This is a genomic window from Paraburkholderia rhynchosiae, from assembly GCF_002879865.1.
GTDB lineage: Bacteria > Pseudomonadota > Gammaproteobacteria > Burkholderiales > Burkholderiaceae > Paraburkholderia > Paraburkholderia rhynchosiae.
This window is the reverse complement of the sequence record NZ_PNXY01000018.1, coordinates 40,678-63,547: the sequence shown is the minus strand read 5'-3', so window position 1 is coordinate 63,547 and position 22,870 is coordinate 40,678. Positions and strand designations below refer to the sequence as shown.

General features: G+C 63.1%; 18 protein-coding genes. 10 read left to right on the top strand and 8 right to left on the bottom strand.

What is annotated here, in order from left to right:
- The first annotated feature begins 34 nt into the window (after positions 1-34).
- The 4 genes from rlmH to C0Z16_RS23320 all read left to right on the top strand — a co-directional run bounded on the left by rlmH (position 35) and on the right by C0Z16_RS23320 (position 4,457).
- On the top strand, positions 35-505 hold the full coding sequence (rlmH, locus tag C0Z16_RS23335) for a 23S rRNA (pseudouridine(1915)-N(3))-methyltransferase RlmH (RefSeq protein WP_102634439.1): 471 nt from the start codon (positions 35-37) through the stop codon (positions 503-505).
- 176 nt (positions 506-681) lie between these two features.
- On the top strand, positions 682-1,311 hold the full coding sequence (locus C0Z16_RS23330; protein ID WP_102634438.1) for a Maf family protein: 630 nt from the start codon (positions 682-684) through the stop codon (positions 1,309-1,311).
- A gap of 9 nt (positions 1,312-1,320) precedes the next feature.
- Positions 1,321-2,790: a ribonuclease G gene (gene rng, locus C0Z16_RS23325; protein ID WP_102634437.1), complete on the top strand. Its 1,470-nt coding sequence runs from the start codon at positions 1,321-1,323 to the stop codon at positions 2,788-2,790.
- A 248-nt stretch (positions 2,791-3,038) separates the two neighbouring features.
- Positions 3,039-4,457: a 3-deoxy-D-arabino-heptulosonate 7-phosphate synthase gene (locus C0Z16_RS23320; protein WP_102634436.1), complete on the top strand. Its 1,419-nt coding sequence runs from the start codon at positions 3,039-3,041 to the stop codon at positions 4,455-4,457.
- A 210-nt stretch (positions 4,458-4,667) separates the two neighbouring features.
- On the opposite strand, the gene C0Z16_RS23315 is transcribed toward C0Z16_RS23320, so the two are convergent.
- Positions 4,668-5,168, bottom strand: coding sequence for a GAF domain-containing protein (locus tag C0Z16_RS23315; protein WP_102634435.1), 501 nt, complete (start codon positions 5,166-5,168; stop codon positions 4,668-4,670).
- 156 nt (positions 5,169-5,324) lie between these two features.
- The gene (locus C0Z16_RS23310; RefSeq protein ID WP_102634434.1) at positions 5,325-5,747 is read right to left on the bottom strand and encodes a TOBE domain-containing protein; all 423 of its coding nucleotides are present in this window, start codon (positions 5,745-5,747) and stop codon (positions 5,325-5,327) included.
- A 137-nt stretch (positions 5,748-5,884) separates the two neighbouring features.
- Between C0Z16_RS23310 and C0Z16_RS23305 the strand changes: the two genes are divergently transcribed.
- Together C0Z16_RS23305 and C0Z16_RS23300 are read left to right on the top strand one after the other, a co-directional pair.
- Complete coding sequence (locus tag C0Z16_RS23305) at positions 5,885-7,576, top strand: SH3 domain-containing C40 family peptidase (RefSeq protein WP_102634515.1); 1,692 nt, start codon at positions 5,885-5,887, stop codon at positions 7,574-7,576.
- Between the two features lie 173 nt (positions 7,577-7,749).
- Positions 7,750-8,214 carry a VOC family protein gene (locus C0Z16_RS23300; RefSeq protein WP_102634433.1) on the top strand — a complete coding sequence of 155 codons (465 nt, stop codon included), beginning with the start codon at positions 7,750-7,752 and terminating at the stop codon, positions 8,212-8,214.
- A gap of 234 nt (positions 8,215-8,448) precedes the next feature.
- Here the strand turns inward: C0Z16_RS23300 and C0Z16_RS23295 are convergent, their stop codons facing one another.
- Positions 8,449-9,366: a recombination-associated protein RdgC gene (locus C0Z16_RS23295; RefSeq protein ID WP_102634432.1), complete on the bottom strand. Its 918-nt coding sequence runs from the start codon at positions 9,364-9,366 to the stop codon at positions 8,449-8,451.
- A gap of 289 nt (positions 9,367-9,655) precedes the next feature.
- Here C0Z16_RS23295 and C0Z16_RS23290 point away from each other — a divergent pair, with 289 nt between their 5' ends.
- Positions 9,656-9,976 carry a hypothetical protein gene (locus tag C0Z16_RS23290; RefSeq protein WP_102634431.1) on the top strand — a complete coding sequence of 107 codons (321 nt, stop codon included), beginning with the start codon at positions 9,656-9,658 and terminating at the stop codon, positions 9,974-9,976.
- 39 nt (positions 9,977-10,015) lie between these two features.
- Here C0Z16_RS23290 and C0Z16_RS23285 read toward each other — a convergent pair whose 3' ends face one another.
- Positions 10,016-10,861 (bottom strand): glycosyltransferase family 2 protein, encoded by an 846-nt coding sequence (locus tag C0Z16_RS23285; RefSeq protein WP_102634430.1) that lies wholly within the window; start codon positions 10,859-10,861, stop codon positions 10,016-10,018.
- A gap of 329 nt (positions 10,862-11,190) precedes the next feature.
- Here C0Z16_RS23285 and C0Z16_RS23280 point away from each other — a divergent pair, with 329 nt between their 5' ends.
- Positions 11,191-12,513, top strand: a complete 1,323-nt coding sequence (locus C0Z16_RS23280) for an O-antigen ligase family protein (protein WP_244201328.1) — start codon at positions 11,191-11,193, stop codon at positions 12,511-12,513.
- Here the strand turns inward: C0Z16_RS23280 and C0Z16_RS23275 are convergent.
- Complete coding sequence (locus C0Z16_RS23275) at positions 12,499-13,578, bottom strand: glycosyltransferase family 4 protein (RefSeq protein ID WP_102634514.1); 1,080 nt, start codon at positions 13,576-13,578, stop codon at positions 12,499-12,501. The genes C0Z16_RS23280 and C0Z16_RS23275 overlap by 15 nt on opposite strands.
- Positions 13,579-13,734: 156 nt before the next feature.
- Between C0Z16_RS23275 and C0Z16_RS23270 the strand changes: the two genes are divergently transcribed.
- Positions 13,735-14,760, top strand: coding sequence for a glycosyltransferase family 2 protein (locus C0Z16_RS23270; RefSeq protein WP_102634429.1), 1,026 nt, complete (start codon positions 13,735-13,737; stop codon positions 14,758-14,760).
- Between the two features lie 150 nt (positions 14,761-14,910).
- Here C0Z16_RS23270 and C0Z16_RS23265 read toward each other — a convergent pair whose 3' ends face one another.
- Together C0Z16_RS23265 and msbA are read right to left on the bottom strand one after the other, a co-directional pair.
- The gene (locus C0Z16_RS23265; protein ID WP_102634428.1) at positions 14,911-15,969 is read right to left on the bottom strand and encodes a glycosyltransferase family 2 protein; all 1,059 of its coding nucleotides are present in this window, start codon (positions 15,967-15,969) and stop codon (positions 14,911-14,913) included.
- Positions 15,970-16,279: 310 nt separating this feature from the next.
- Positions 16,280-18,088: a lipid A export permease/ATP-binding protein MsbA gene (gene msbA, locus C0Z16_RS23260; protein WP_102634427.1), complete on the bottom strand. Its 1,809-nt coding sequence runs from the start codon at positions 18,086-18,088 to the stop codon at positions 16,280-16,282.
- A 262-nt stretch (positions 18,089-18,350) separates the two neighbouring features.
- Between msbA and C0Z16_RS23255 the strand changes: the two genes are divergently transcribed.
- A complete protein-coding gene (locus tag C0Z16_RS23255; RefSeq protein ID WP_102634426.1) occupies positions 18,351-19,130 on the top strand; it encodes a glycosyltransferase family 2 protein in 780 nt (259 codons plus the stop codon).
- Here the strand turns inward: C0Z16_RS23255 and dnaE are convergent.
- Positions 19,124-22,705: a DNA polymerase III subunit alpha gene (dnaE, locus tag C0Z16_RS23250; protein ID WP_102634425.1), complete on the bottom strand. Its 3,582-nt coding sequence runs from the start codon at positions 22,703-22,705 to the stop codon at positions 19,124-19,126. The genes C0Z16_RS23255 and dnaE overlap by 7 nt on opposite strands.
- Positions 22,706-22,870: the final 165 nt, after the last annotated feature.

Genomic DNA, 22,870 nt, shown 5'->3' with positions numbered 1-22,870 from the left:
TACTGAAGTCCGTGAGTAGACCTGTAGAGCGTCAATGAAACTGCACATTCTGGCCGTCGGTCACAAGATGCCCGACTGGATCGCGACTGGCTTCGACGAATACGCGAAGCGTATGCCGCCGGAGCTACGTATCGAACTGCGCGAGATCAAGCCGGAGCAGCGTTCGTCGGGCCGTCCGGCGGAAAGCGTGATGGCAGCGGAGCGGCTAAAGATCGAAGCCGCGTTGCCGAAGAACGCACGCATTGTCGCACTCGACGAACGCGGCAAGGACTGGACCACAATGCAGCTTGCCGGCGCTCTGCCCGGCTGGCAGCAGGATGGCCGCGACGTCGCGTTTCTGATTGGCGGCGCCGACGGACTCGATCCCGAACTGAAGGCTCACGCCGATATGCTGCTGCGCGTCTCGAGCCTTACGTTGCCGCACGCGATGGTGCGTGTGCTGCTCGCCGAACAGCTTTACCGCGCGTGGACCATCACGCAAAATCACCCCTATCATCGCGCGTGAGCGAACGCGGCCCGTGACGCTGCGCGCGCTTATCGGCGCGCGCTTTCGTCTCGCGATCCAGGCTGCTGCGGTTCCGGCGCGCAAATGCGTTCTTCGCGTGATTCGCGAAGCGCCGCACAACGCTGCGCGAGCACCCGGGCGCGCGCTCATGCCATCCGTTCCAACGAGACCTTTTCATGCCAACGTCCGCCGCTTCGCTGCATCCGCTCGTGTATCTCGCGTCGCAAAGCCCACGCCGCCAGGAGTTGTTGCAACAGATCGGCGTTCGCTTCGAGCTGCTACTGCCGCGCCCCGATGAAGATGCCGAAGCACTCGAAACCGAGTTGCCCGGCGAACGTGCGCACGACTACGTGCAGCGCGTATGCGTGGCCAAAGCGCGAGCCGCGCGCGCCCGCCTGCTGGCCGGCGATCATGTTGCGCGACCGGTTCTGGTTGCGGATACAACCGTTACGATCGACGATGTGATCCTCGGCAAACCGCTCGATGCCGACGATGCCTTTGCGATGCTCACGCGTCTCGCGGGCCGCGATCACGAAGTGCTGACCGCCGTCGCCGTGGTGGATGCCGACGGAGAGTTGTTGCCTGCCGCGCTCTCTGTGTCGACGGTGCGCTTTGCTGCAATGCACCGAGACGCGATTCGTCGCTACGTGGCAAGCGGCGAGCCGCTCGGCAAGGCGGGCGCCTATGGCGTGCAAGGGCGTGCCGCTGAGTTCATCGAGCATATCCACGGGTCCTATTCAGGTATCATGGGTTTGCCGCTTTTTGAAACCGCTGCCCTCCTGCGTGCAGCGCGCATCGACTTCTAGAACAAGACCATGAATGAAGAAATCCTGATCAATGTCACGCCGCAGGAAACGCGCGTCGCGCTCGTCCAGCAAGGCGCCGTCCAGGAACTTCACGTCGAACGAACGTTGTCGCGGGGCCGCGTCGGCAACGTCTATCTCGGCAAGGTCGTGCGTGTGCTGCCCGGCATGCAATCGGCGTTTATCGACATCGGTCTCGAACGCGCCGCGTTTTTGCACGTAGCCGATATCTGGCATCCGCGGATTGCCGGCGAGCCGCAACATCAAACGCCGCATCAGCCGATTGAAAAAATCGTGTTCGAAGGTCAGACGCTGATGGTGCAGGTGGTCAAGGATCCGATCGGCACCAAGGGCGCGCGGCTGTCCACACAAGTGAGCATTGCCGGGCGCACGCTGGTGTATCTGCCGCAGGAGCCGCACATCGGCATCTCGCAGAAAATCGAAAGCGAAGCCGAACGCGAAGCGGTGCGCGCGCGTTTGACCGCCGTGCTGCCCGCCGACGAGAAAGGCGGCTACATCGTGCGCACCATTGCAGAAGATGCGACGAGTGAAGAACTAGCCGGGGATGTCGCGTACTTGCGCAAGACGTGGGCGACGATTCTCTCGCAAGGTCAGCGCATGCCGCCGACGAGCTTGCTCTATCAGGACCTGAATCTCGCGCAACGAGTGCTGCGCGATTTCGTCAACGATGAAACGTCGCGCATTCAGGTCGACTCGCGCGAGACGTATCAGATGCTTGCCGATTTCGCGGCCGAATTCACGCCGGCCGTGTCCGCGAAACTGCATCACTACACGGGTGAGCGGCCGCTCTTCGATCTGTACAACATCGAGGCAGAGATTCAGCGCGCGTTGTCGCGCCGCGTGGATCTGAAGTCGGGCGGCTATCTGGTGATCGACCAGACTGAAGCGATGACCACCATCGACGTGAATACGGGCGGCTACGTCGGCGCGCGCAATTTCGACGATACGATCTTCAAGACGAACCTGGAAGCCGCGCACACCATTGCACGGCAATTGCGGCTGCGGAATCTGGGCGGCGTGATCATCATCGATTTTATCGATATGGAAAACGTCGAGCATCGCGACCAGGTGCTGGGCGAATTGAAAAAGGCGTTATCGCGCGACCGCACGCGCGTGACCGTCAATGGTTTCTCGCAGCTCGGGCTCGTTGAAATGACGCGCAAACGCACGCGCGAATCGTTAGCGCATGTGCTGTGCGAGCCCTGCCCAGTCTGCCAGGGCAAGGGACAGGTGAAGACGCCGCGCACCGTTTGCTACGACGTGCTGCGCGAGATTCTGCGCGAGTCGCGCCAATTCAATCCGCGCGAGTTTCGCGTGGTGGCGTCGCAGCAGGTGATCGATCTGTTCCTCGAGGAAGAGTCGCAGCATCTGGCAATGCTGATGGACTTCATTGGGAAGCCGGTGTCGTTGCAGGTAGAGTCGAATTTGAGTCAGGAGCAGTACGATATTGTGCTGATGTAGGTCGTTGGCGCTTATTCAAAGTTCCCGAAAGACCTGCGGAGGTTTCGTCGGCGGGAGAGCAGCCCGCACGACTATCGTGCGACGATGAGCGATGACAAGGCGAGAGTATGCGGCGTCGCGACTGAAGTACTCACCCGTACCACCCCGACGTGCGACACCACTCTGCCTGGCCAGCCGATTCCCGCACATCTGGGCACACCAGAGCCGCAAACGACACCGCGCGCCTTGCCCTTCCGCCGATTATCGTTATGTCCCTGCCGCCCTTACCTCCTTTGCTCGATGAGACGCTACGCGCAGTCACTCGTCGCTATCGCCTACCGTCCATCACCGCCGCGTCTGCGCAGACGCAACGACCCAGTCCAGCGACGGCACTAGCGCTCGCGATCGAGCAGGCCCGCGCGGCGATGGTCCACGGTGAAGTGCCAGGCGAGGCACTGAAGCGCGCTTTCGTCGAAGCGCTTGCGCGCATGGTTCATCAAGCGATGCGCGCCGAATCCGGAGACCCCGCTTTCCAGGCCATGGTGCTTCGACATCGGGCGGCGCAGGTGCGCGAGTACGCGTCGCTGTCCGCGCACGCCGACCGTGATCGACGTCTGATCCATGCAACCGTCAACGCGATCGCCCATCCGGCCAGGCAGCAACGAACCTTGCCAGGCCGGCAACGTGAGGCGTTGGCTCAACTGCACGCGTCCGCGTCCTCGGCATCATGGACGGAGCTCTACGATACCGTCCCGCGTCTCCTCGATATGCCCGAGATTGCGAACGAACCACAATTCGAGCGCGGTTTGACGCGGCTGGTAGACGGTCCCGAATTGCAACGCTTGCGGCGTCTGGAAGCGTTGGCGGCGGATGAACTCGTACGCCAGTATGTATCGTTATGGGACCGGCATGGCCCTCGCTCGGGAAGCTCCACTGCCGCCGCGCAAGGCTCGGTCTCGCAGCAGCGTGGCGCGGCCGTCGAAGCGTTGGCCGCACAGGCGCTAGAGGCGCTGGCGCGTCGACTCAACGAGACGCAGCCGGGTCTCGCGTCATACCGCGTCGTGACCTCGATGCGTGTCCCGGCTTCGATACCCGCGAGCCCCGAGCGCGCCAAAAGCGAGTGGGACGTGGTCCTGCTAAGGCATGCCGAAGCGGTGCATGAAACAGCGGCCTGGGACGTTTGCCTGCTCGTAGAGGCCAAGGCCTCCGTGGATGCCGCAACAACCGACTTTCCGCGCCTACTGCGCGGACTGCGCCTGCTCGCACATGCGCAACAGCACGTCGCCTATTCATTTGAAACCCAGCAAGGGCCTGTGAGCCTCAACGGCGCCTCGCTAAGCGCATTGACAACCGACGAGGCCGGTCTTACGCGAGCGGTTCTCTATTGCAGCGACGCGCCCGCCGAAGCAACGCCGCGTCTGCTCAGTGCCGCGAGCCGGATGCAGCTGTTATCCGCGGACGCCAGCCTGGAATTCGCGAGCAGCCTCACGGATAAACAACATGCGGATTCTCGCGACCTCGAGCCTGTCTGGCATCAGTTGCTGGAATCGCCCCGGTGGGCCGCAGTTCTCAACCAGTACCCGATGCTGCGCCAGGTACGCGGATTGATGGTTCATACTGAGGACCTGGTCGCCGCGATTAACGGCACAGCTCAAAATGGTCGCCCACCAGGCCACAGCGTCGAATGACTTTGTGCGGGGATCACCTGGTTTTCGCGGGTCGCTGCCACGATTCGCCATGAGCGGATCGAGAGGGAAATGGATCCAATCGCAAACAATCGCGGTGTTATCAGCGGGCAGCGTCGATACTCCCCAATCAAACGAACGTGCCCAGTCAGGCCGCGGCGAGGGTTGCATCGCGCCGGCCTTTTTTGCAGATCGGGTAATCGTGTGCTGCGGTTACGGCGCGCGCGGCAGCGCCGCTTCAATAAACACCGCACACAGCGCTTGCATGCCCTTCGCGTCTTCTTCATCGAAGCGCGCGACAAGCGGGCTGTCTACATCCCATACGCCGATCAGGGTGCCGTCTGGCGCAATCAGGGGCACGACGATTTCGGACTGCGACGCGGAATCGCAAGCGATATGACCGGGAAATTCGTGGACGTCGCGTACGATCTGCGTCTGACGGGTTTGCGCGGCCGTGCCGCAGACGCCCTTGCCAAGCGGAATGCGCACGCACGCCGGCTTGCCTTGAAAAGGTCCGACCACGAGTTCACGGCCATCGTGAAAGTAGAACCCGGCCCAGTTCAGGTCGCTCAACGAATGAAACACGAACGACGAGAAATTCGCCGCGTTGGCGATCCAGTCGGTTTCGTCGGCGAGTAGCGCGCGCGCCTGCGCGACGAGCTCTTCGTAATGCGCGGCCTTGGGCAAATACGAGGTAGAGGAAACTTCGAACATGACGGGTCCGTGATGAAAGCGGAGAGTGGGCAACAAAGCGGTCCAGTGTAAAGCAAGCGGCTGTTTCGTTCATCGGATGCCGCCGGCGTGACCCTTGCTGGCGCGAACGCTACGGCACAAGCGCTGACGCATCACAGCCAGCCCAAAGCACACTCACTATTCGACGCCGACAATCACGCTCGATGCCTTGAAGATCGCCGTCGCCGCTTTGCCCGCCGCGAGGCCGAGGCGCTCGGCGCTCTCGTTGGTCACGATTGCCGCAATCTGCGCGCTGCCCGCGCTGATCGTCACTTCCGAATTCACCGCGCCCTTTGTCACCGACGACACCGTGCCGGCAATGCAATTGCGCGCCGACACCTGGTTCTTCGAGACGTCGACCATTACGATGATCGACGAAGCCTTGACCAGTGCAAATGCTCTCTTGCCGGCGGCCAGGCCGAGCGTCGCTGCGCTGCCGTGCGTGATGATTGCGACGATCTCGAGGCCGTCCGCCGTGCGTAGCGTGACTTCGTCGTTCACGGCGCCGGGCGTGACCTGGATCACTTCACCGGCGAATTGATTGCGTGCGCTCGTTTGCATGTCGTGCTCCTTCTGTATAACGCGCAAAGCGTTGGAGGCGTTTGAGGCGTTGGTTGGCGCTGATTTGCGAATCGATCAAGTGTAATGGAATGCGCGACGCCGTATCATCGTGCCCTTGGACTCTCTTTGTCGAACTCATGCCTGTAGCCGTCCCTTCCCGCCTTGCTCGCGCGTGGCCGAACACCTGGCGCGCCACCGCGTTCTCCGTGGCCTTCGCGGCGCTCGCGTCTCTCGCCGCGTGTAGCAATCCGTCGCAGACTCACGACGCCCACGTTCCCGTCGATGTCATCGCGCTCTTTCCGATCGGCGCTTATGACCAGAACGTCGATCACTGGCTCGAGCCGGATAGTCCCGGCTACGACCGGCCGTTCCTGAGCCCCGCCGACCAGCAGGCGCATTTCCAGGCGCTGTATGCGCGCTACTTCGGCACAGGCACGAGCGCGCCCTCGCCGTGGAACTCCGCATATGTGGCAATGCGCGTCTATCGCCAGCAAGGCGCGGATATTGCCGCGTTGCAGCAGCGCCGCATTGCCAGATTCGACAACACAGGAAAAAGCGGCGCGGCCATCGGTTATGGCGAGAACTTCCGCCCGCACGACAAGGCGTGGATTGACACCATTGCGCAAAACATGAACGTCGCGCAATTCACCGAGGCGCCCGTCTATCGGCCAGCACGGCGCGCAATCGCGACGACCAACCTGATGGTGCGCGAACTGCCGACCACCGACCCGTCGTTCTACGACCATCGGCTGGCCGGCGAGGGCTATCCGTTCGACAATCTGCAAATCTCCGCTGTGCGGCCGGGCACGCCGCTGTATGTGCTCGGAAGCAGCGCCGACGGCGCGTGGCATTACGTGCAGACGCCGGATGTACAAGGCTGGGTTCGCAGCGATGGCGTCGGCATGGCGAGCGAACGTTTCGTCGACACATGGCGCGCCGCGGCGGCAAAGTCGCTCGGCGCCGTGATCGTCGCCTCGGCGCCGGTGCGCGACGGCCACGGCGTGTTCCGCTTCGACGCGCCCGCCGGCACGCTGCTGCCGATCGTGTCGCTAGTGCCGCAAGTGGCGCTCATGCCGGCCAACGCGGCGCGCGGCGTGAAGAAGCCGCCCACTGCGACCGCGCCTGATGCAAGCCCGATAGCGAGCGAACCCGGCATTGCCGCGGATACGCCGCCGTCGCGCGAAATCCTCGTGCCGGCTCGCGACGCGGAGGGCCAGGCGCTCATCCGCACAGCCGCAATCGGCGATGCGCAGATCGCGCCGATGCCGCTCGCCGCCACGCCGCGCCATCTCGCTACGCTGATGAAAACCTTGATCGGCCGGCCTTACGGCTGGGGCAACAGCGGCCTTTACAACGACTGTTCGTCGGAGTTGCAAAGCATCTTCGCGGCGTTCGGCGTCTGGCTGCCGCGCCATTCGTCCACGCAGATGAGCGCCGGGCGCATGATCGACCTATCCGCCTCCACGCCGGCGCAACGGCTCGACTATCTGGCTACGCACGGCGAACCGCTGCGCACATTGATCTACATCGGCGGGCATGTGATGCTTTACATCGGCAATACGACCCGCGACGGGGTCGCCGTGCCGGTCGTCTATCAGGACGTGTGGGGACTGCGCCCGGCCGACAACAGCCGGCGCGCGGTAATCGGCGGCTCGGTGATTCTGCCCCTCTTCGAGCGCATTCCCGAAGATGGCACGCTGCAATCGCTCGCGGCCACGCCGACGTTCCAGCTCAGCATTCTCGGCGCGCCGACCGGCGCTGCAGCGCCTTCGCCCGGCTCAGCGCCCGTTCCCGCCGCACCTGCCGATGAGGACAATCCGGCAGGCTGACAATAAGCCTCGATGCATCGCACGCGGCGCTTCAGACGCACTTGCATGCGTGCCCGAAAATATTTTTTACGGAGTGTCGATCCGGCGGTGGCGTACTCGTCGTAACGTGGAAGGCCTGGCTCGAACAGTCGGACTTTCAATCCACGAACCTGTTACTTCAAGGAGTCGCCGTCATGAGCAGCCCCGCTGTCAAACCGATCCCGGACGGGATGCACTCGCTCACGCCTTACCTGATCTGCGCGAACGCCGCGGAAGCCATCGCGTTCTATACGAAAGCCTTCAACGCCGTCGAACAGTTCCGCCTGCCCGGACCGGACGGCAAGGTGATGCACGCGTGCGTGAAAATCGGCGATTCGATGCTGATGCTCACCGACGAATGGCCCGAGCACCAGACATTCGGCCCGAACCACCTGCAAGGCACGCCGGTGACGATTCACCACTACGTCGAAGATGTCGACGCCATTTTCCAGCAGGCCGTCGATGCCGGCGCGACCGTCAAGCTGCCCGTCACCGATATGTTCTGGGGCGACCGCTACGGTCAGTTGAAAGACCCGTTCGGTCACAGCTGGTCATTGGCCACGCACAAGCGCGATCTCAGCGCCGAAGAAATCCAGCAAGCCATGGCCGCCATGGAATAACGCACGGCCCCTTCGCTAAAAAAGGAGCGATCGAAGGCGTTAATGAAGATGGTAAAGCTCGATGGTGAAGCTCAATGTTGAGCAGTTGGAGCGGGCGTATCGGGGAGTAGATGGGATGGCTGATGTGGGCCAGCGCTGCCGCCTGAAATGTGGCGACGCGCTGGCTCGCGTTTAAGCGACTTGTAAGCGGTCAGCCTGAATGAAAACCGCCGACTCGACCGCCGACCCGCCCCATCAAGCCGCCGCGGCCATCGCGTCGCCCTGCTCCCCACCCAGCGCATCGAGCAAGTCACCCAGCATGCGGTCGAGCTCGGCGGTCATCAGCGTAACGTCGGAGTCGAAGCGTTCGTCGTCGTTCTGCGCGGTCGGATCGCTCGCTTCCTTGAGCACGTCGAGCGGCGCGATGCGCTTGATCGTCAGCGAAGGCGTCAGCACGAACGACACGCGATCGTTCCACGTCATCGCAAGCCGCATGCATTGCTTGCCGGCTTCGATATGACGGCGCATATCTTCGGCATCCAAAGTATGTCCGACGTAACGCACCGTCGCGTTGCCTTCCGTGGGAGAGCGCAACTCGGTGTCCTGATCGAGCGTGAAACCCGCGGGCGCTTCGCCGGCAATCAGCCAACCGGTCATGGCCGCGACCGGCGATTGCGTGACCCGCACCGTGCCGAGCGGCAACTGATCGATCGACTTCACCAGCAGGCCGCGCACTTCGTCGGCGACCGCTTGCGATGCCGCGTCGATGACAAGCCAGCCATTACGGCAATCGATCCACACACGCGTATCGCGGCGAATGCTGAAGGCGCGCGGCAGCAGTTCGTCGGTGACCTGCTCCTTGAGTTCGCGCATCTGTTTGCGGCCGGGTTTGAAGCCCTGCTGCTCTTCCAGTTCCGCCGCGCGCGCCTTCGTCACTTGCGTGACGACCGAGGCCGGCAGCAGTTTCTTTTCGGCGCGAAACGTGAGCAGCATCTGGCCGTTGAGCGCATACACGAGCGAATCGTTATCGCGCGGCGACGCCCAGCCATGGCTCTGCATTTCGACGCTATTGCCGGATGTGAACGCGTGCGGCGCAAGCCACTTTTCCATTTGTTCCGCCGTGACGGACCAGGGTGCGGGAAGACGGTGAAGCTGTAGGTTCTTGAACCACATGGGCGAGGTGTCTCACGGGCAAAGCGCGTCATTCTATATGACAGCGCGAATCGTGCGACGGCTTACGCCAATCGGCCGATGTCCGCCAGATGTTGTGGAAACCAAAGTTGGAAACTTCGCAAGGCGCTGTCATCGCACGGTTCATTTTCAAACGGAGCCGGAGAATCGTTTGAACGGGAGACCCTTGATCGAACGCGGCCGTAGTGGTTTTGCCGCATCCGTTCACGAGCGCGTTTCGCGATGAAATCACCTAGACTTTTCGATATGCGCGACAAAGACGGAGGCGGCTATGGCCGACGAAACCGCACCCTGGCAAACGGTTGAATACGAGGGCTTCGAGATTCACGTGGCGCCCTTTGTGAAAAATGCGCCGGGCGAAACGAATGCGTCGAACGCGGCGGATAACCGCTACACGTATGTGGGCTACGTTTGTCATCCTGGCGCCGACCCGACGATTCCCGGACATGCCGTGCCGTTTCATGCGGACGGCGAGGAAAGCTTCGCAAGCGAGGAAGATGCGCTTTACGAAGGCGTGCATGTGGGCCGCAGCATCGTCGAGGGCACGCATCCGGATCTGACCGTGCTGCCGCTCGTCACAGGCGGTGTTTGATGCCTGAGCGTCGGCGCTTACGCATCATGCAGGCACGCGTCAGCCCAACGCCCGCTTGATGCGAGACTTGAGCAGCGCGCGCCGCAAACGGCCGGTGCGCGGCGGGTCGCCGACCGCCGGCCCGCCTTCCACGGCCGTGCCGCGCCGCAAGTAAAAGCGGTCGAAGGTGGCTTGCGTCATGCCCCACTTGTTGAGGAACTGACGGCGCCCGTCGTTCTTCACGACCTTGCCCGTGCTCTTCTGCTGGAAGTGATAAACGAGGCTGTCGCCGACGCCGAGGAACACGCGGCAACCGGCGTCCCATAATTTCATCGAAAAATCGTTGTCGCTGCTCATGCCGGGGCTCAGTTCGCTGCTATAGCCGCCGAGCTTGTGCCACCAGTCGCGATGCACGAGCGTGGGCGGCCACGTCGCGCCGCGCCAGTCCGCGCGCACGAGCCTCGGTGTAGCGGCGACCAGTTCCTCCGCCCGAAAACTCTCGACGTCGCCACCAAAGTTCTGCACGACCACGCAAGGATTGCCGGAGTTGACCGGTTCGACCATCGTGCCTGACAGCATGAACAGATTGTCGGCGGGCATCTGCGCAAGGCGTTTGACGAGCGCGTCGTCCCAGCCGGGGCAGCAGTACATGTCGTCGTTCATGTAGACGATGTAGTCCCGTGTGGCGCGCGCCGCCGCAATATTGACCGCGTGACAGATACCGATGTTGCCCGGCGACGCCGTGTGTTCGAGCCCCTCGTCGCGCACCCAGGCCAAGGTGCCGTCCGAGCCGTCGTTGACGTGCACGATGATCTGATGCTGGTGCGTCGAATGACGCCGCAGGCTCTCGATCACGAGGCGCAAGTAGGGCAGGTTGTTCCAGGTCGGGATGATGATTGAGAACATCGATTCGGTCCGTTGAGCCGGTGCGGGCGCGGTTCTGCACGCGCGCCGGCCATGAGTTTGGCGGGGATTGTACCGCTCACTCCGGTCCGCACGACAAATGGGGCGCCGCGCCGGCTGCGTATGCGCGCGCCGGGGGCGGCCGGCGGGTCCATGCGCCAGCATCGTGCACCACGTCGTGCACAGGTTCTTAACGAGTGCGCTAGCAAGCATTTTGCAAGGCAGGGGACGGTTATAATCGCGATCGCCCTACCGTCTTAAAAAACGCAATGATGGATCCGGCCCTTCGCAGTTCCACCCGGAACGGTAGTGTTAATACAAACAGTCGCCCTATGATTTTTGCACCCAGTCTGGTCTGGCTCACCGCCGCCCTGCTGTTTCTCGCGCCCGCGGTCAATCTCGTGTGGCGCGGCGGCACGGGTTACTGCTTCTTCGCGATTTTTGCCCTGGCGCTGGGCGCCGCCGTCGCAAATCGCCGTATGCCGGGCTATTTTTCCGGCTTGCGCACCTACCGTTGGTTCACGGTCGGCATGCTGGCGTTTGTCGTGGGAATCGGCGTTCAGCAACTGCTGTTCGGCTACTGGCTGCCAAGACAGTTCGACGCGCTGTCGCGCTTCGTGCTGGCGCTGCCCATCTTCCTGCTTTTGCGGCAACTGCCGTCGCGGCATCTGCGGATGATCGGCTGGGGCTGTGCAGCCGGCGCGCTCGCCGTGGGCGTCTGGGCGCTCGTCGATCAGCCTGCCGGCGGCTGGACCGATGCCAATCGTCTGAACAACTCGTATACGAACGCGATTCCGTTTGGCGACACGGCGCTGCTGCTGGCCTTTTTGTCGGTGTTCACGCTCGGCTGGGACGGTCCGCGGGACTGGCGCGTCGCCGGCGTGCGCCTGCTGGCTCTGGCAGCGGGCGGCTACGCGTCGTATCTGTCGGGCACGCGCGGCGGCTGGCTGGCGGTGCCCGTGTTCGTGGTGCTGCTCGGCATGCAGTATCAGTGGTTCGGGCACAAGAAGCGCCTGCTGGTAGCCACCGTCGCAATCCTGATTGCGGCTGGCGTGCTTCTTTCGACGGAGCGCATTCACAAACGCATCAGCGAAGCAACAACCGATTTTTCGATGCTGCATCAAGGCGAGGATTACACCTCGGTCGGCCTGCGCCTCCAGTTGTGGAACGCGTCGCGGCTGATCTTCACGCATCACCCGGTCTACGGCGTCGGCAAGGGGCACCTCGTGGACGAACTCGGTGTGATGGCCAAACACGGCGAAGTGAAGAGCGAGATCGTCAACGAGCGCGCGCATAGCGACTTTTTCTCGACGCTCGCCGAAATGGGCGGGATTGGCGTGGCATGCCTGCTGCTCTTTTACTACGGATGCTCGGTCTACTTCTGGCGTTACCGGCGCTCGGGCGATGCGACGATCCGCGCCGCCTCGTACGCCGGACTCGCGGTCGCGACGAGCACGGTCATCTTCGGGCTGACTATCGACGTCCTCGTGCCAATCATGGTTACCGTGCTGCTCGCGCTGCTGGTCGCGACCTTCCTCGCCGTGATCGACGCGCGCCAGCGCGAACTGCGCGAGGCCGGCACTGGCTCTTCCGAGGCGACGGATGCGGTGCGAATGTCCGTGCGAATGTCCGTGCGAGATTCAGCGCGTAAATAGCGCAAAAAGCGCGGCGACGTGGGCATCGACGCCCGGGTCGTAGACGAGGCTCGCCAGCGGATCGGCGATCCTCGCGCCGCCCTGCTGCACACGTTCGACCGCCTCATGAATCGCGCGCTCGAAGGTTCCCGCCGACTGGCGCGAGAATTCGATCTTCGCGGCGCCCGTCACGGTCTCCGCCGAACCGACGTTGTCGGCGATCACGAGCGGCGTGCCGCACATGACCGACTCGACGCCCACGAGTCCGAACGGTTCGTACGCCGACGCAACCACGGTGAAATCCGCCGCGGCGAACAGTTTCTCGATCTCGTTGCAGTACCCGACATAGCGAATCGTCTCGCCGGTTTTCGGCACCGGCCGACCGGCGACAACAAGGCACACCGGCAGCGTAGTCTGCGCGAAAAACGCTTCTAGCAGCGGATAGCCTTTGCGCTCGTGGCTCGTCGACGAGAACACGAAGATCACGCGGTCTTCGGGCAAATGGAAGTGATGACGCACGGCCGCGCGTGCCTCTTCGGAAAGCGGCTGGAAGCGCGCGGTGTCGACCGGCGGATAGATCACGTCGATACGTTCGGCCGGCACGCCGTAAAAGCGCTGCAACTCGCGGCTCATCAATTGCGAATGCGCGACGATCGAGCGCGCCTGCGTGTAAACGCGCCGCTCAAGCTCGATCTGCCATTCGTCGCTGCGGCGCGCAGCGCGGCCGGCCGCTTCCAGCGAACCCGGATGCGTGCCGCCGCACAACGCGACGTCGGCATGCGTCGAGTGATTGATCGAAAAAACGCACGCGGGACGGCGCCGCTTCAAGCGCTGTTTCAGACGCCAGTCGAACGCGAGATTGCGCAGCTTGCGCGGGACCCAACGCACGTTCAGCGGCTGCGCGTCGACCCATGCCGCCTCGGGCAGCGCGCGGTCGATTTCGCGGGCGAACAGTGTGGGTCGCAAACCCATCCGATGCAAACCGGCGATCACGTCGCGCGTGTAGCGTTCGGCGCCGCCGCTGTTTTTCAGCGCCTGCGCGGTCAGCGCGATGTCGGTGAGTGTTGGGCGAGTCGGCTCAGACAAGGATCGGGTCTCGGTGAAACGCAGCTGCGGCAGGAGCGCCGCGCGCGCCGGTTTTCGGGGCAGCGGCAATTGTAAAGGATGCGTCGGGAAGCCCGACATGACGCAGCCACCGCGTCACCGATTAAAATCAAGCCCAACTGCACCCTTGCCGACTTCATGACCGATAGCCTGTCGCCTCAATCCCCCACCGCCGCACTGGCCGCGGAACGCCCGCTCGTGTCGATTCTGCTGATCGCCTACAACCAGCAACAGCAAATCGCCGATGCCGTGCAAGGCGCGCTCGCGCAGACCTATCAGCCGCTCGAAATCATCGTTTCCGACGACGCATCCAGCGATGCGACCTTCGCCGCGATCGAAGCAGCCGTGGCGGGCTACAACGGAGCGCATCGCGTGGTGGTGCGACACAACGCGGCCAACCAGGGCATCAGCGCGCACCTGTCGCAACTCGCGCAGATGGCTAACGGAGAGTTGCTGTTCGTTGCCGCCGGCGACGACATCTCGACGCCGGATCGCTGTGAGCGGGTCGTCGATTTCTGGCTTGCGCACGATCGGCGCCCGGACCTGATCGCCGCGGATCTCGCTGACATGGACGAAGCCGGCCACGTGCATGAGCGCGTGAGCCCGACGGAACTGGACCGCTATCGCAGCTTCGACGACTGGCTGAACGCACGCCCCTGGCTCGTCGGCGCGGCGCATACGTGGTCGCGGCGTCTGTTCGAACGCTTCGGGCCGATGCTGCCAGGCGCTGCCGCCGAAGATCAGATCATGGTGCTGCGCGCGATTCTGTCGGGCGGCGCCGTGACCCTGCGCGAGCCGCTGGTGCGCTACCGGCGCGGCGGACTTTCGCGCAAACGGCGTTATGGATCGGTGGACGAGTTGATCGCCCGCATGCGTCAAAGCAACCGTTATGGGCTCGCGGAACTCGCGCAGTTGCAGCGGGACGCAGACATTGCCGGCGTCGGAGAACGGATGCGTGCGGCGATGGCGCCCAAGCTCGCCCGCGAACAGTTCATCCACGCCATGTTCGAGGCCCGGAGCCTCGCGGCGCGTGCCGGGTTGCTCGCGCGCAGTGCAGGTGTGAAGTTGGGGCTGCGGATTCGGATGTTTCTGTACGCAAGCTGTCCGGCGGTCTATGCACCGGGTTTGTGGGTGAAGCGGACGTTGCGAAGGAACCGCAGTTGAAGCCCCCAAAGCGCGGGAGGGCCTGTGTCGATTTATGGTGCCGGAGTCTACGGCCAACGGCGTAGGAGCGAGACGGCAGAGCGTCAGCCATGGCCGGGAAACGGCGCTACGAGCCTTTAGCTACAAGCCTTCAGAGGCGCTTACAAAACCTCAAGACATACTGCCACGCGCGCTGCGGCGGCGGCGCAGCCGCTGGCCGAATGGCGGACAACGCGCGTCCACGCCGAAGCTGAGCACGCTTTTGCGCAAGCGCCGCATCATCTTCAACGCGCGCACGAAGGTCTCGCCGGTATGGCTGATCATCACAAATTCGACTGCGCCGCGCCAATTTGCGATGCCGCGAGAAAAGGCGTTCATGTCTTCGCGCGCCTCGGCCGGCAGTTCCGCGCCGAAACGGCGCGCAAACAGGCGGACCTGATCCGCGATACCGTCGATCTGACGGCGCCTGCTGGCGCCCCGCCGCTCGGCTGCGGCGGCGCCGCATTCGCCGCGCGCGGCGCTGGTCGGCCGCCGGTTGGTCGCGCTCGCGCCCACCGCGTTGCTCTCGTGCTGCCGATATTTCAGATGAGGCGCCGCCACGTGACGAATCTCGCCGAACGACGCAACGACCATCGAGAGCCACCAGTCATGCATCACGATACCTGCCGGAAACGGCAACGCGCGATCGAGCGTCGCGCGGTTCACGAGCATCGCACAGCCCGGTACGTGGTTGCTCAGCAGGAAATCCCGCAGGCGCTCGGCGCGACACGACTTCGCGGTGATGTCGAAGAGCGACTTCGACAAACAGCACAGCGTCGCGTCCACCAGTTCGATATCGCAAAAGGCCAGCGCGGGCGTGTTCCGCCCCTTCGCCTGCTCCACTTGCCGCAGTTCGCGCATCAGATCCGTGAGTTTTTCCGGCGCCCACACGTCGTCCTGATCGGCGAGCGCGATGTACTCGCCGCGGCAGCCCGCCAGCGCCCGCTCGAAATTGCGCACGATGCCGACGCGTTCGCCGCTTGCCACCAGCCGGACCGGAAAGCGTCCGGAGTATGTGGCCAGCAGTTCGGGCGTGCCGTCGGTGGAAGCGTCGTCGGACACCACCACTTCGAGATTCGGCCAGCTTTGCGCCTCCAGCGAAGCGAGAAGCTCCGGCAGATAGGTGTGGCCGTTGTAGGTGGCGAGCGCAATTGAAACCAGCGGTTCGCCAAGGGTGTCGTCGTGATGCATGTAAAAGGGGATCTCCGGCGGCGCGGGACGGTCGGCAGGCCGTCAGAATGCGGTCGGTGTGAGAAAAGCGCAAACAAAATGCGTCGAAAACACAACACTGTCCTCAAAAACCGACTAAAGGACGGTCTGACAAGCCTTGGTAAGGAAGTTCGATGCGAACGGCATATGGACTGGCCGCAAAAAAAGCCGCCTGCGCCCGTCTCCGGGGCGATTGCGGCGTTTGATGACGCTCAAACGGCCAATTTACCGGAATGATTCCCGGAAGCCGGCGAGACGGGCGCGGCACGCCCGCCCGTCCTTCGGGCAATGCTCAAGACGCGGCCCGCTCAGGCGCGTTCTGCTGGAACTGGATGCGGTGCAGATGCGCGTACAGGCCGTTTTGCGCCAACAGTTCGCGGTGGCTGCCGCGCTCGGCGATACGCCCTGCCTCCATCACCAGAATCCGGTCGGCGCGCTCGATAGTCGACAGACGGTGCGCGATGACGAGCGTCGTGCGGCCCTTCATCAGCGTTTCGAGCGCGGACTGGACGTGGCGCTCGGACTCCGAATCCAGCGCGGACGTGGCTTCGTCGAGAATCAGGATCGGCGCGTCCTTGTAGATTGCACGCGCAATCGCGAGGCGCTGCCGCTGGCCGCCCGACAGCATCATGCCGTTGTCGCCCACCAGCGTGTCGATGCCGTTTGGCATGGCCTCGACCGTGTCCCACAGGTTAGCTGCCCGCAGCGCGGCCTTGACCTTGTCACGGTCGGCGGTCTGGCCGTACGCGACGTTGTTGGCCACGGTGTCGTTGAACAGCACAACGTCCTGGCTCACCATCGCGATCTGGCTGCGCAGCGCGTGCAGGTCGTATTCGGTGAGCGCGACGCCGTCGACGAGAATCTCGCCGCCGGTCGGATCGAAAAAACGCGGCAGCAGATTCACCAGCGTCGTCTTGCCGCTGCCGGACGGCCCCGCGAGCGCGACCATTTCGCCCGGCGCGACCTTGAACGACACCTGGTTCAGCGTGTGGCGGTTATGGGTGGCGTTGGTGCTGTACATGAACGAGACGTTGCGGAACTCCACCTCGCCCCGAGCGCGCTCGAGCGGTTTGCCGCCGCCCGCGGGCTCCGCCGGCTCGTCGATCAGACCGAAAATCAATTCGGCCGCCGTCATGCCGCGCTGCAGCGGCTGGTTCACGTCCATCAGATGCTTGAGCGGCGAGATGATCAGCAGCATCGACGTGACGAAGGCGACAAAGCCGCCGACTGTGGTCTGATCCGACGACGACTGCACCACCGCGATCGTGATCACGACGGCGAGCGCTATCGACGCAAGAAACTGCGTCAACGGTTGAGCGAGCCCGCCGGAGACCGTCATGCGCATCGCGTAGCCGCGCAGGCGTTTGCTCATCGACGTAAAGCGGTCAATCTCATACTGCTCGCCGTTATGCACCTTGACGACCTTATAGCCGCCCACCGTCTCTTCGACGATATAGGAAAGCTCGTTGGTGAGCAGTTGATGCTCGCGATTTAACCGTCGCAGGCGGCGATTGATCTTGCCGACCAGCCAGCCGATGCCCGGCAGCAACACGGCGACGATCAGCGTCAGACGCCAGTTCAGATAAAACAGATACCCGAGCAGAAAGAGCACGGTAAGCGAGTCGCGCACCAGCGTCACCATCACGCTCAGCAGCACGTTGAGAATCTGGTTGACCTCGAAAACGATCGCGTTGATCACCGTGCTCGCGGTTTCGCGCTGAAAAAACGCGACGCTCGTGTGGATCATGCGGTTGAACATCTTCAGGCGCAGTTCGAGCAGAATCTTGTTCGACACGTACGCGAGCAGATAGCCGGACGCGTATTGCGAGACACCGCGGATCAGCGCGAGGCCGATCACGGCGACGGGCACGAACCACCTGGCATTGTCGCTGGCATGCGCGCCGAAACCTTTGTCGAGCAGCGGCTTGAGCAGCGCGGGGATTGCCGCGTCGGTGCCGGCGCTCACCGCCATTGCGACGATCGCCCCGATGACGACCCAAAGCAGCGGCTTGATGAACGGCCACAGCCGCCGGAAAACGACGGCAGGCGACGACGCCTCACCTGAACCTATGGGTTTGCTTAACGTTGGCTTCGCGCTCAAGGAATCCTCTGGGAATGCGGGACGAGATTCGCGCTGGCAACCCGTTGCCCGCCGCGCGAAAGTCGAAAAGAAGCATTGTAAACGGTTGGGGTTGACGGTCGGCTGACGTTTTCGCGCGACGTTTGAGGCGGCGTTTGGTGGTTACGGAAGAATCGAACGGGCTGTGTATACTTGCGCGACTCGTTGCGCTTCATCGCGCTTCGTTGCTCAATCTGTTCCGTCATTCCGCCTCCAGGCCATTCCGCAATCAGGCAATTCAGGTATGCAAGAACCCACCCTCGGCGTCGCCATCATCACCAAAAACGCGGCGGCGCGGCTGACCGAATGTCTGCAGTCCGTGGCCTTTGCCGACCAGATCGTCGTGATTGACGGCGGCAGCACCGACGGCAGCGCCGATATCGCCCGCGCACACGGCGCCCGAGTGATCGAACAGACCGACTGGCCGGGCTTCGGCCCGCAAAAAAACCGCGCGGTCGACGCACTCGCCACCACGTGGATTCTCTCGCTCGACGCCGACGAAATCGTCTCGCCGGAACTCGCCTCCGCGATTCGCGCGGCGCTCGCCTCGCCCACTGCCGACGTGTACGCGGTAGACCGTCTATCGAGCTTTTGCGGCCACTGGATTCATCACAGCGGCTGGTATCCGGACTGGATTCCGCGCCTCTTCAAACGCGGCGCCGCGCGTTTCTCCAACGACCTCGTTCACGAACGTCTCGTGTTCGACACACCGGCGCAGCGCCTCGCCGGCAAGTTGATGCACTACTCGTACGAGAACTTCGAGGGCGTGTTACGCAAGCTCGACGCCTATTCGACCGCCGGCGCGCAACAGCGGCATGCGGCAGGCCAACGCGGCAGCTTCGGCAAGGCGCTTGGCCGCGGCGCCTGGGCGTTCGTGCGAACCTACGTGTTGCGGCGAGGCTTTCTCGACGGCCGCGCCGGCTTCATGATCGCGATGTTCAACGCCGAAACCGTGTACTACCGGTTTCTGAAACTCGCGCGGCTTGGAGAAAAACAGCGCTCACAGCCGCGCCCGCATCAATAGACGATCTCGATCGCGCTTCCGGCAAACTGGCCGCGCAGGTCGGCGAGCAGTTCGTCGGTCGGCTTCACGCGCCAGGCGTCGCCCAGACGCATTTCGCCCTCTGCATTTTCGCTGCGGTACACCACCTGAACGGCGAGCCCGTTCGGGATCTGAACCGGCTGACGCTGACGTCCATTGTCGCCGCCGTAGCCGCCACCGCCGCCGTTACGTCCGCCGCCGTTGCCGCCCCGCGATGAAACCGCCGGTGCCGGCGCTGCTTGAGGCTCGTCCTTGCCGGCACTATGAGCTTCAAGTACGCGCCGCAACGCCAGCGCATCCGCGTTGCCGTTCATCTGCACTTTCACGGCCTCGGCATAGCGACAACGCGCGCGGCCCAAGTCCATGACCGTGTCGACCGTGAAGCGAATGCCGCCCGTGAACGCGTCGTTACGCGCCTGGCCTTGCACGACCAGCAGTTCGTCTTCCTTGAACAGTTGCTTGTTCGCTTCGAACGTCTCGTTGAAGACCGTCACTTCGCATTGGCCGGTGCCGTCGTCGAGAACCGCGATCAGCATCTTGCCGCGCTGGGTCATCTGCGTGCGCAGCGACGCGATGATGCCCGCGACCAGCTTGTCGCGCCCTTCTTTCAACTCGCCGATTTTCTGGCGCACGAAGCGGCGCACTTCGTTCTTGTACGCGTCGAACAGATGGCCCGACAGGTAGAAGCCGAGCGCAGCCTTCTCTTCCTGCAGCTTCTTCTTTTCCGGCCACTCAGGTTCGTCGATCAGCTCGTGGCCTTGCGACGGCGCGTCGCCCATATCGAAGAGGCCCGCCTGCAGCGCGTTCGCGCTCGCCTGCTCGGCGGCTTCCATGGCGAGCGAAACCGAAGCGATCAGTTGCGCGCGATTCTGATGCAAGGTGTCGAACGCACCCGCGCGGATCAGCGCTTCAACCGTGCGACGATTGACGACGCGGCGGTCTATCCGGTTGCAGAAATCGAAGATGTCGATAAACGGACCGTCTTCGCGCGCGCGCAGGATTTCTTCGATCGCATTCTGGCCGCTGCCCTTGATCGCGCCGAGGCCGTAGCGGATCGTTTTGGAACGCTTGCCGTCCGCTTCCGCGACCGGCTCGAAACGATACGCCGACAGATTGATGTCCGGCGGCAGCACGGCCATCTTGTTGGCGAGACAGTCTTCGAACAGGATCTTGACCTTGTCCGTGTCGTCCATGGCGAGCGACATATTCGCAGCCATGAATTCCGCCGGATGATGGGCCTTCAGCCACGCGGTGTAATACGCGAGCAGCGCATATGCGGCCGCGTGCGACTTGTTGAAGCCGTAGCCCGCGAACTTCTCCATCAAGTCGAAGATTTCGTCGGCCTTTTCGCCGGTCAGCCCGTTCTTCGCGGCACCCTGACGGAACAGCTCGCGATGCTGGGCCATTTCCTCGGCCTTCTTCTTACCCATCGCACGGCGCAGCAAGTCGGCGCCGCCGAGCGAATAGCCGCCGATGATCTGCGCCATCTGCATCACCTGCTCCTGGTAGACCATGATGCCGTAGGTCTCTTTCAGAACAGGTTCGACACGCGGGTCCGGATACTCGACCACTTCGCGGCCGTGCTTACGCGCGCAGAAGCTCGGTATCAGGTCCATCGGGCCCGGACGATACAACGCGACCAGCGCGATGATGTCCTCGAAGCGGTCAGGCTGCGCGTCCTTCAGCATGCCCTGCATGCCGCGGCTTTCCAGCTGGAACACAGCGACCGTATTCGCTTTCTTCAGGATCGAGAACGACGCGGGATCGTCGAGCGGCACTTGCGCGAGCGACCAGTCTTTCTTCGACGGATCGAGACGGCGGATATAGCGCTCGGCCCAGTCGAGAATGGTCAGCGTAGTCAGACCCAGAAAGTCGAACTTCACGAGGCCGACGGCTTCGACGTCGTCCTTGTCGTACTGGCTCACGACGCCGCTTTCGTCGCCCTGGGTATAGAGCGGGCAGAAATCGGTCAGCTTTCCCGGGGCAATCAGCACGCCGCCCGCGTGCATGCCGACGTTGCGCGTAAGGCCTTCCACGCGTTGCGCGAGTTCGAGCAGCTGATGCACTTCGTCTTCGTTGTCGAAGCGCTCCTGCAACAGCGGCTCTTCCTTCATTGCGTCGGCGATGGTGACGTGCTTGCCTGGCTTGAACGGGATCAGCTTCGCGATGCCGTCCGTAAACATGTAGCCGAGATCGAGCACGCGGCCGATGTCGCGCACCGCTGCCTTCGCCGCCATCGTACCGAACGTCGCGATCTGGGACACGGCGTCCGCGCCGTACTTCTCCTTCACGTACTGGATCACGCGGTCGCGGCCGTGCTGACAGAAGTCGATGTCGAAGTCGGGCATCGACACGCGTTCCGGATTCAGGAAACGTTCGAACAGCAGGTTGTAGCGCAGCGGGTCGAGGTCGGTCACGCCCAGCGCGTACGCGACCAGCGACCCGGCACCCGAACCCCGACCTGGACCCACCGGCACGCCATTGTTCTTCGCCCAGTTGATGAAGTCGGCAACGATCAGGAAGTAGCCCGGAAAGCCCATCTTGATGATCGTGCCGCACTCGAATTCGAGCCGCTGGTAATACGTGTCGCGTTGTGCGGCACGCTCGGCTTCATCCGGATACAACTGCTCGAGCCGCTTTTCCAGCCCCTCTTTCGACAGATGCACGAGGTAATCGTCGAGCGACAGGCCATCTGGCGTCGGAAAGAGCGGCAGTTTCGGTTTGCCGAGTTCGAGCGTGAGGTTGCAGCGCTTGGCGATTTCTACCGTATTGGCCAGCGCCGACGGAATGTCCGCGAACAGCGCGGCCATTTCTTTCTGGGTGCGGAAATATTGCTCAGGCGTAAAGCGCTTCGAACGCCGCGGATTCGCGAGAATGTCGCCTTCGGAAATGCACACGCGCGCTTCATGCGCGGTAAAGTCGTCCGGCGTCATGAACTGCATGGGGTGCGTGGCGACTACCGGCAATTTCAACGACGCCGCCAGCGCGACCACCTGCTGCACGTACTGCTCCCCACCCGGCTGACCGCACCGCTGCAACTCGATATAGAAGCCGCCTGGAAACACCTTCGCCCAGTGCAGCGCGTTGCGTTTCGCCGCTTCCTGGTTGCCCGCGGCAAGCGCGAGGCCGATGTCGCCCTGCTGGGCGCCAGACAATGCGAGCAGTCCTTCGCCGAGCCCGGACTCCAGCCAGCCGGCCTCGATTTCCGCGCGGCCGCGATACTGGTTCGTGAGCGAAGCCTTGCTGAGCAACTCGCAGAGATTCAGGTAGCCGCGCCGGTCCTTGACCAGCAGCAGCAAGCGCGAAGGTTTGTCGCGGTCGTCGGGATTGGTGATCCACACGTCGCAGCCGGCAATGGGTTTGACCCCTTTGCCGCGCGCTTCCTTGTAGAAACGGACGAGGCCGAACGCGTTGCCGAGATCGGTGAGGGCGAGCGCGCCTTGACCGTCTTCGGCAGCTGCCTTGACGACGTCGTCAAGACGCACGATGCCGTCGGCAATCGAGAATTCGGAGTGAACGCGGAGATGAACGAAGCGGGGATCTGACATGGGCGACATTGTAACTCCACCCTTCCGGAGATTTCAGCGCAAAACCTCGCGTTAGCCATCCGGCCAAGGACGCTGGCGCGGCAGTACGATCCATGGGCGTTCGCAAGATTTTTGGAATGTTTCTTTGGGCGGCGCACGGAAATAATATGCGCAAGTTCGCGCGCCGTTTGCGCT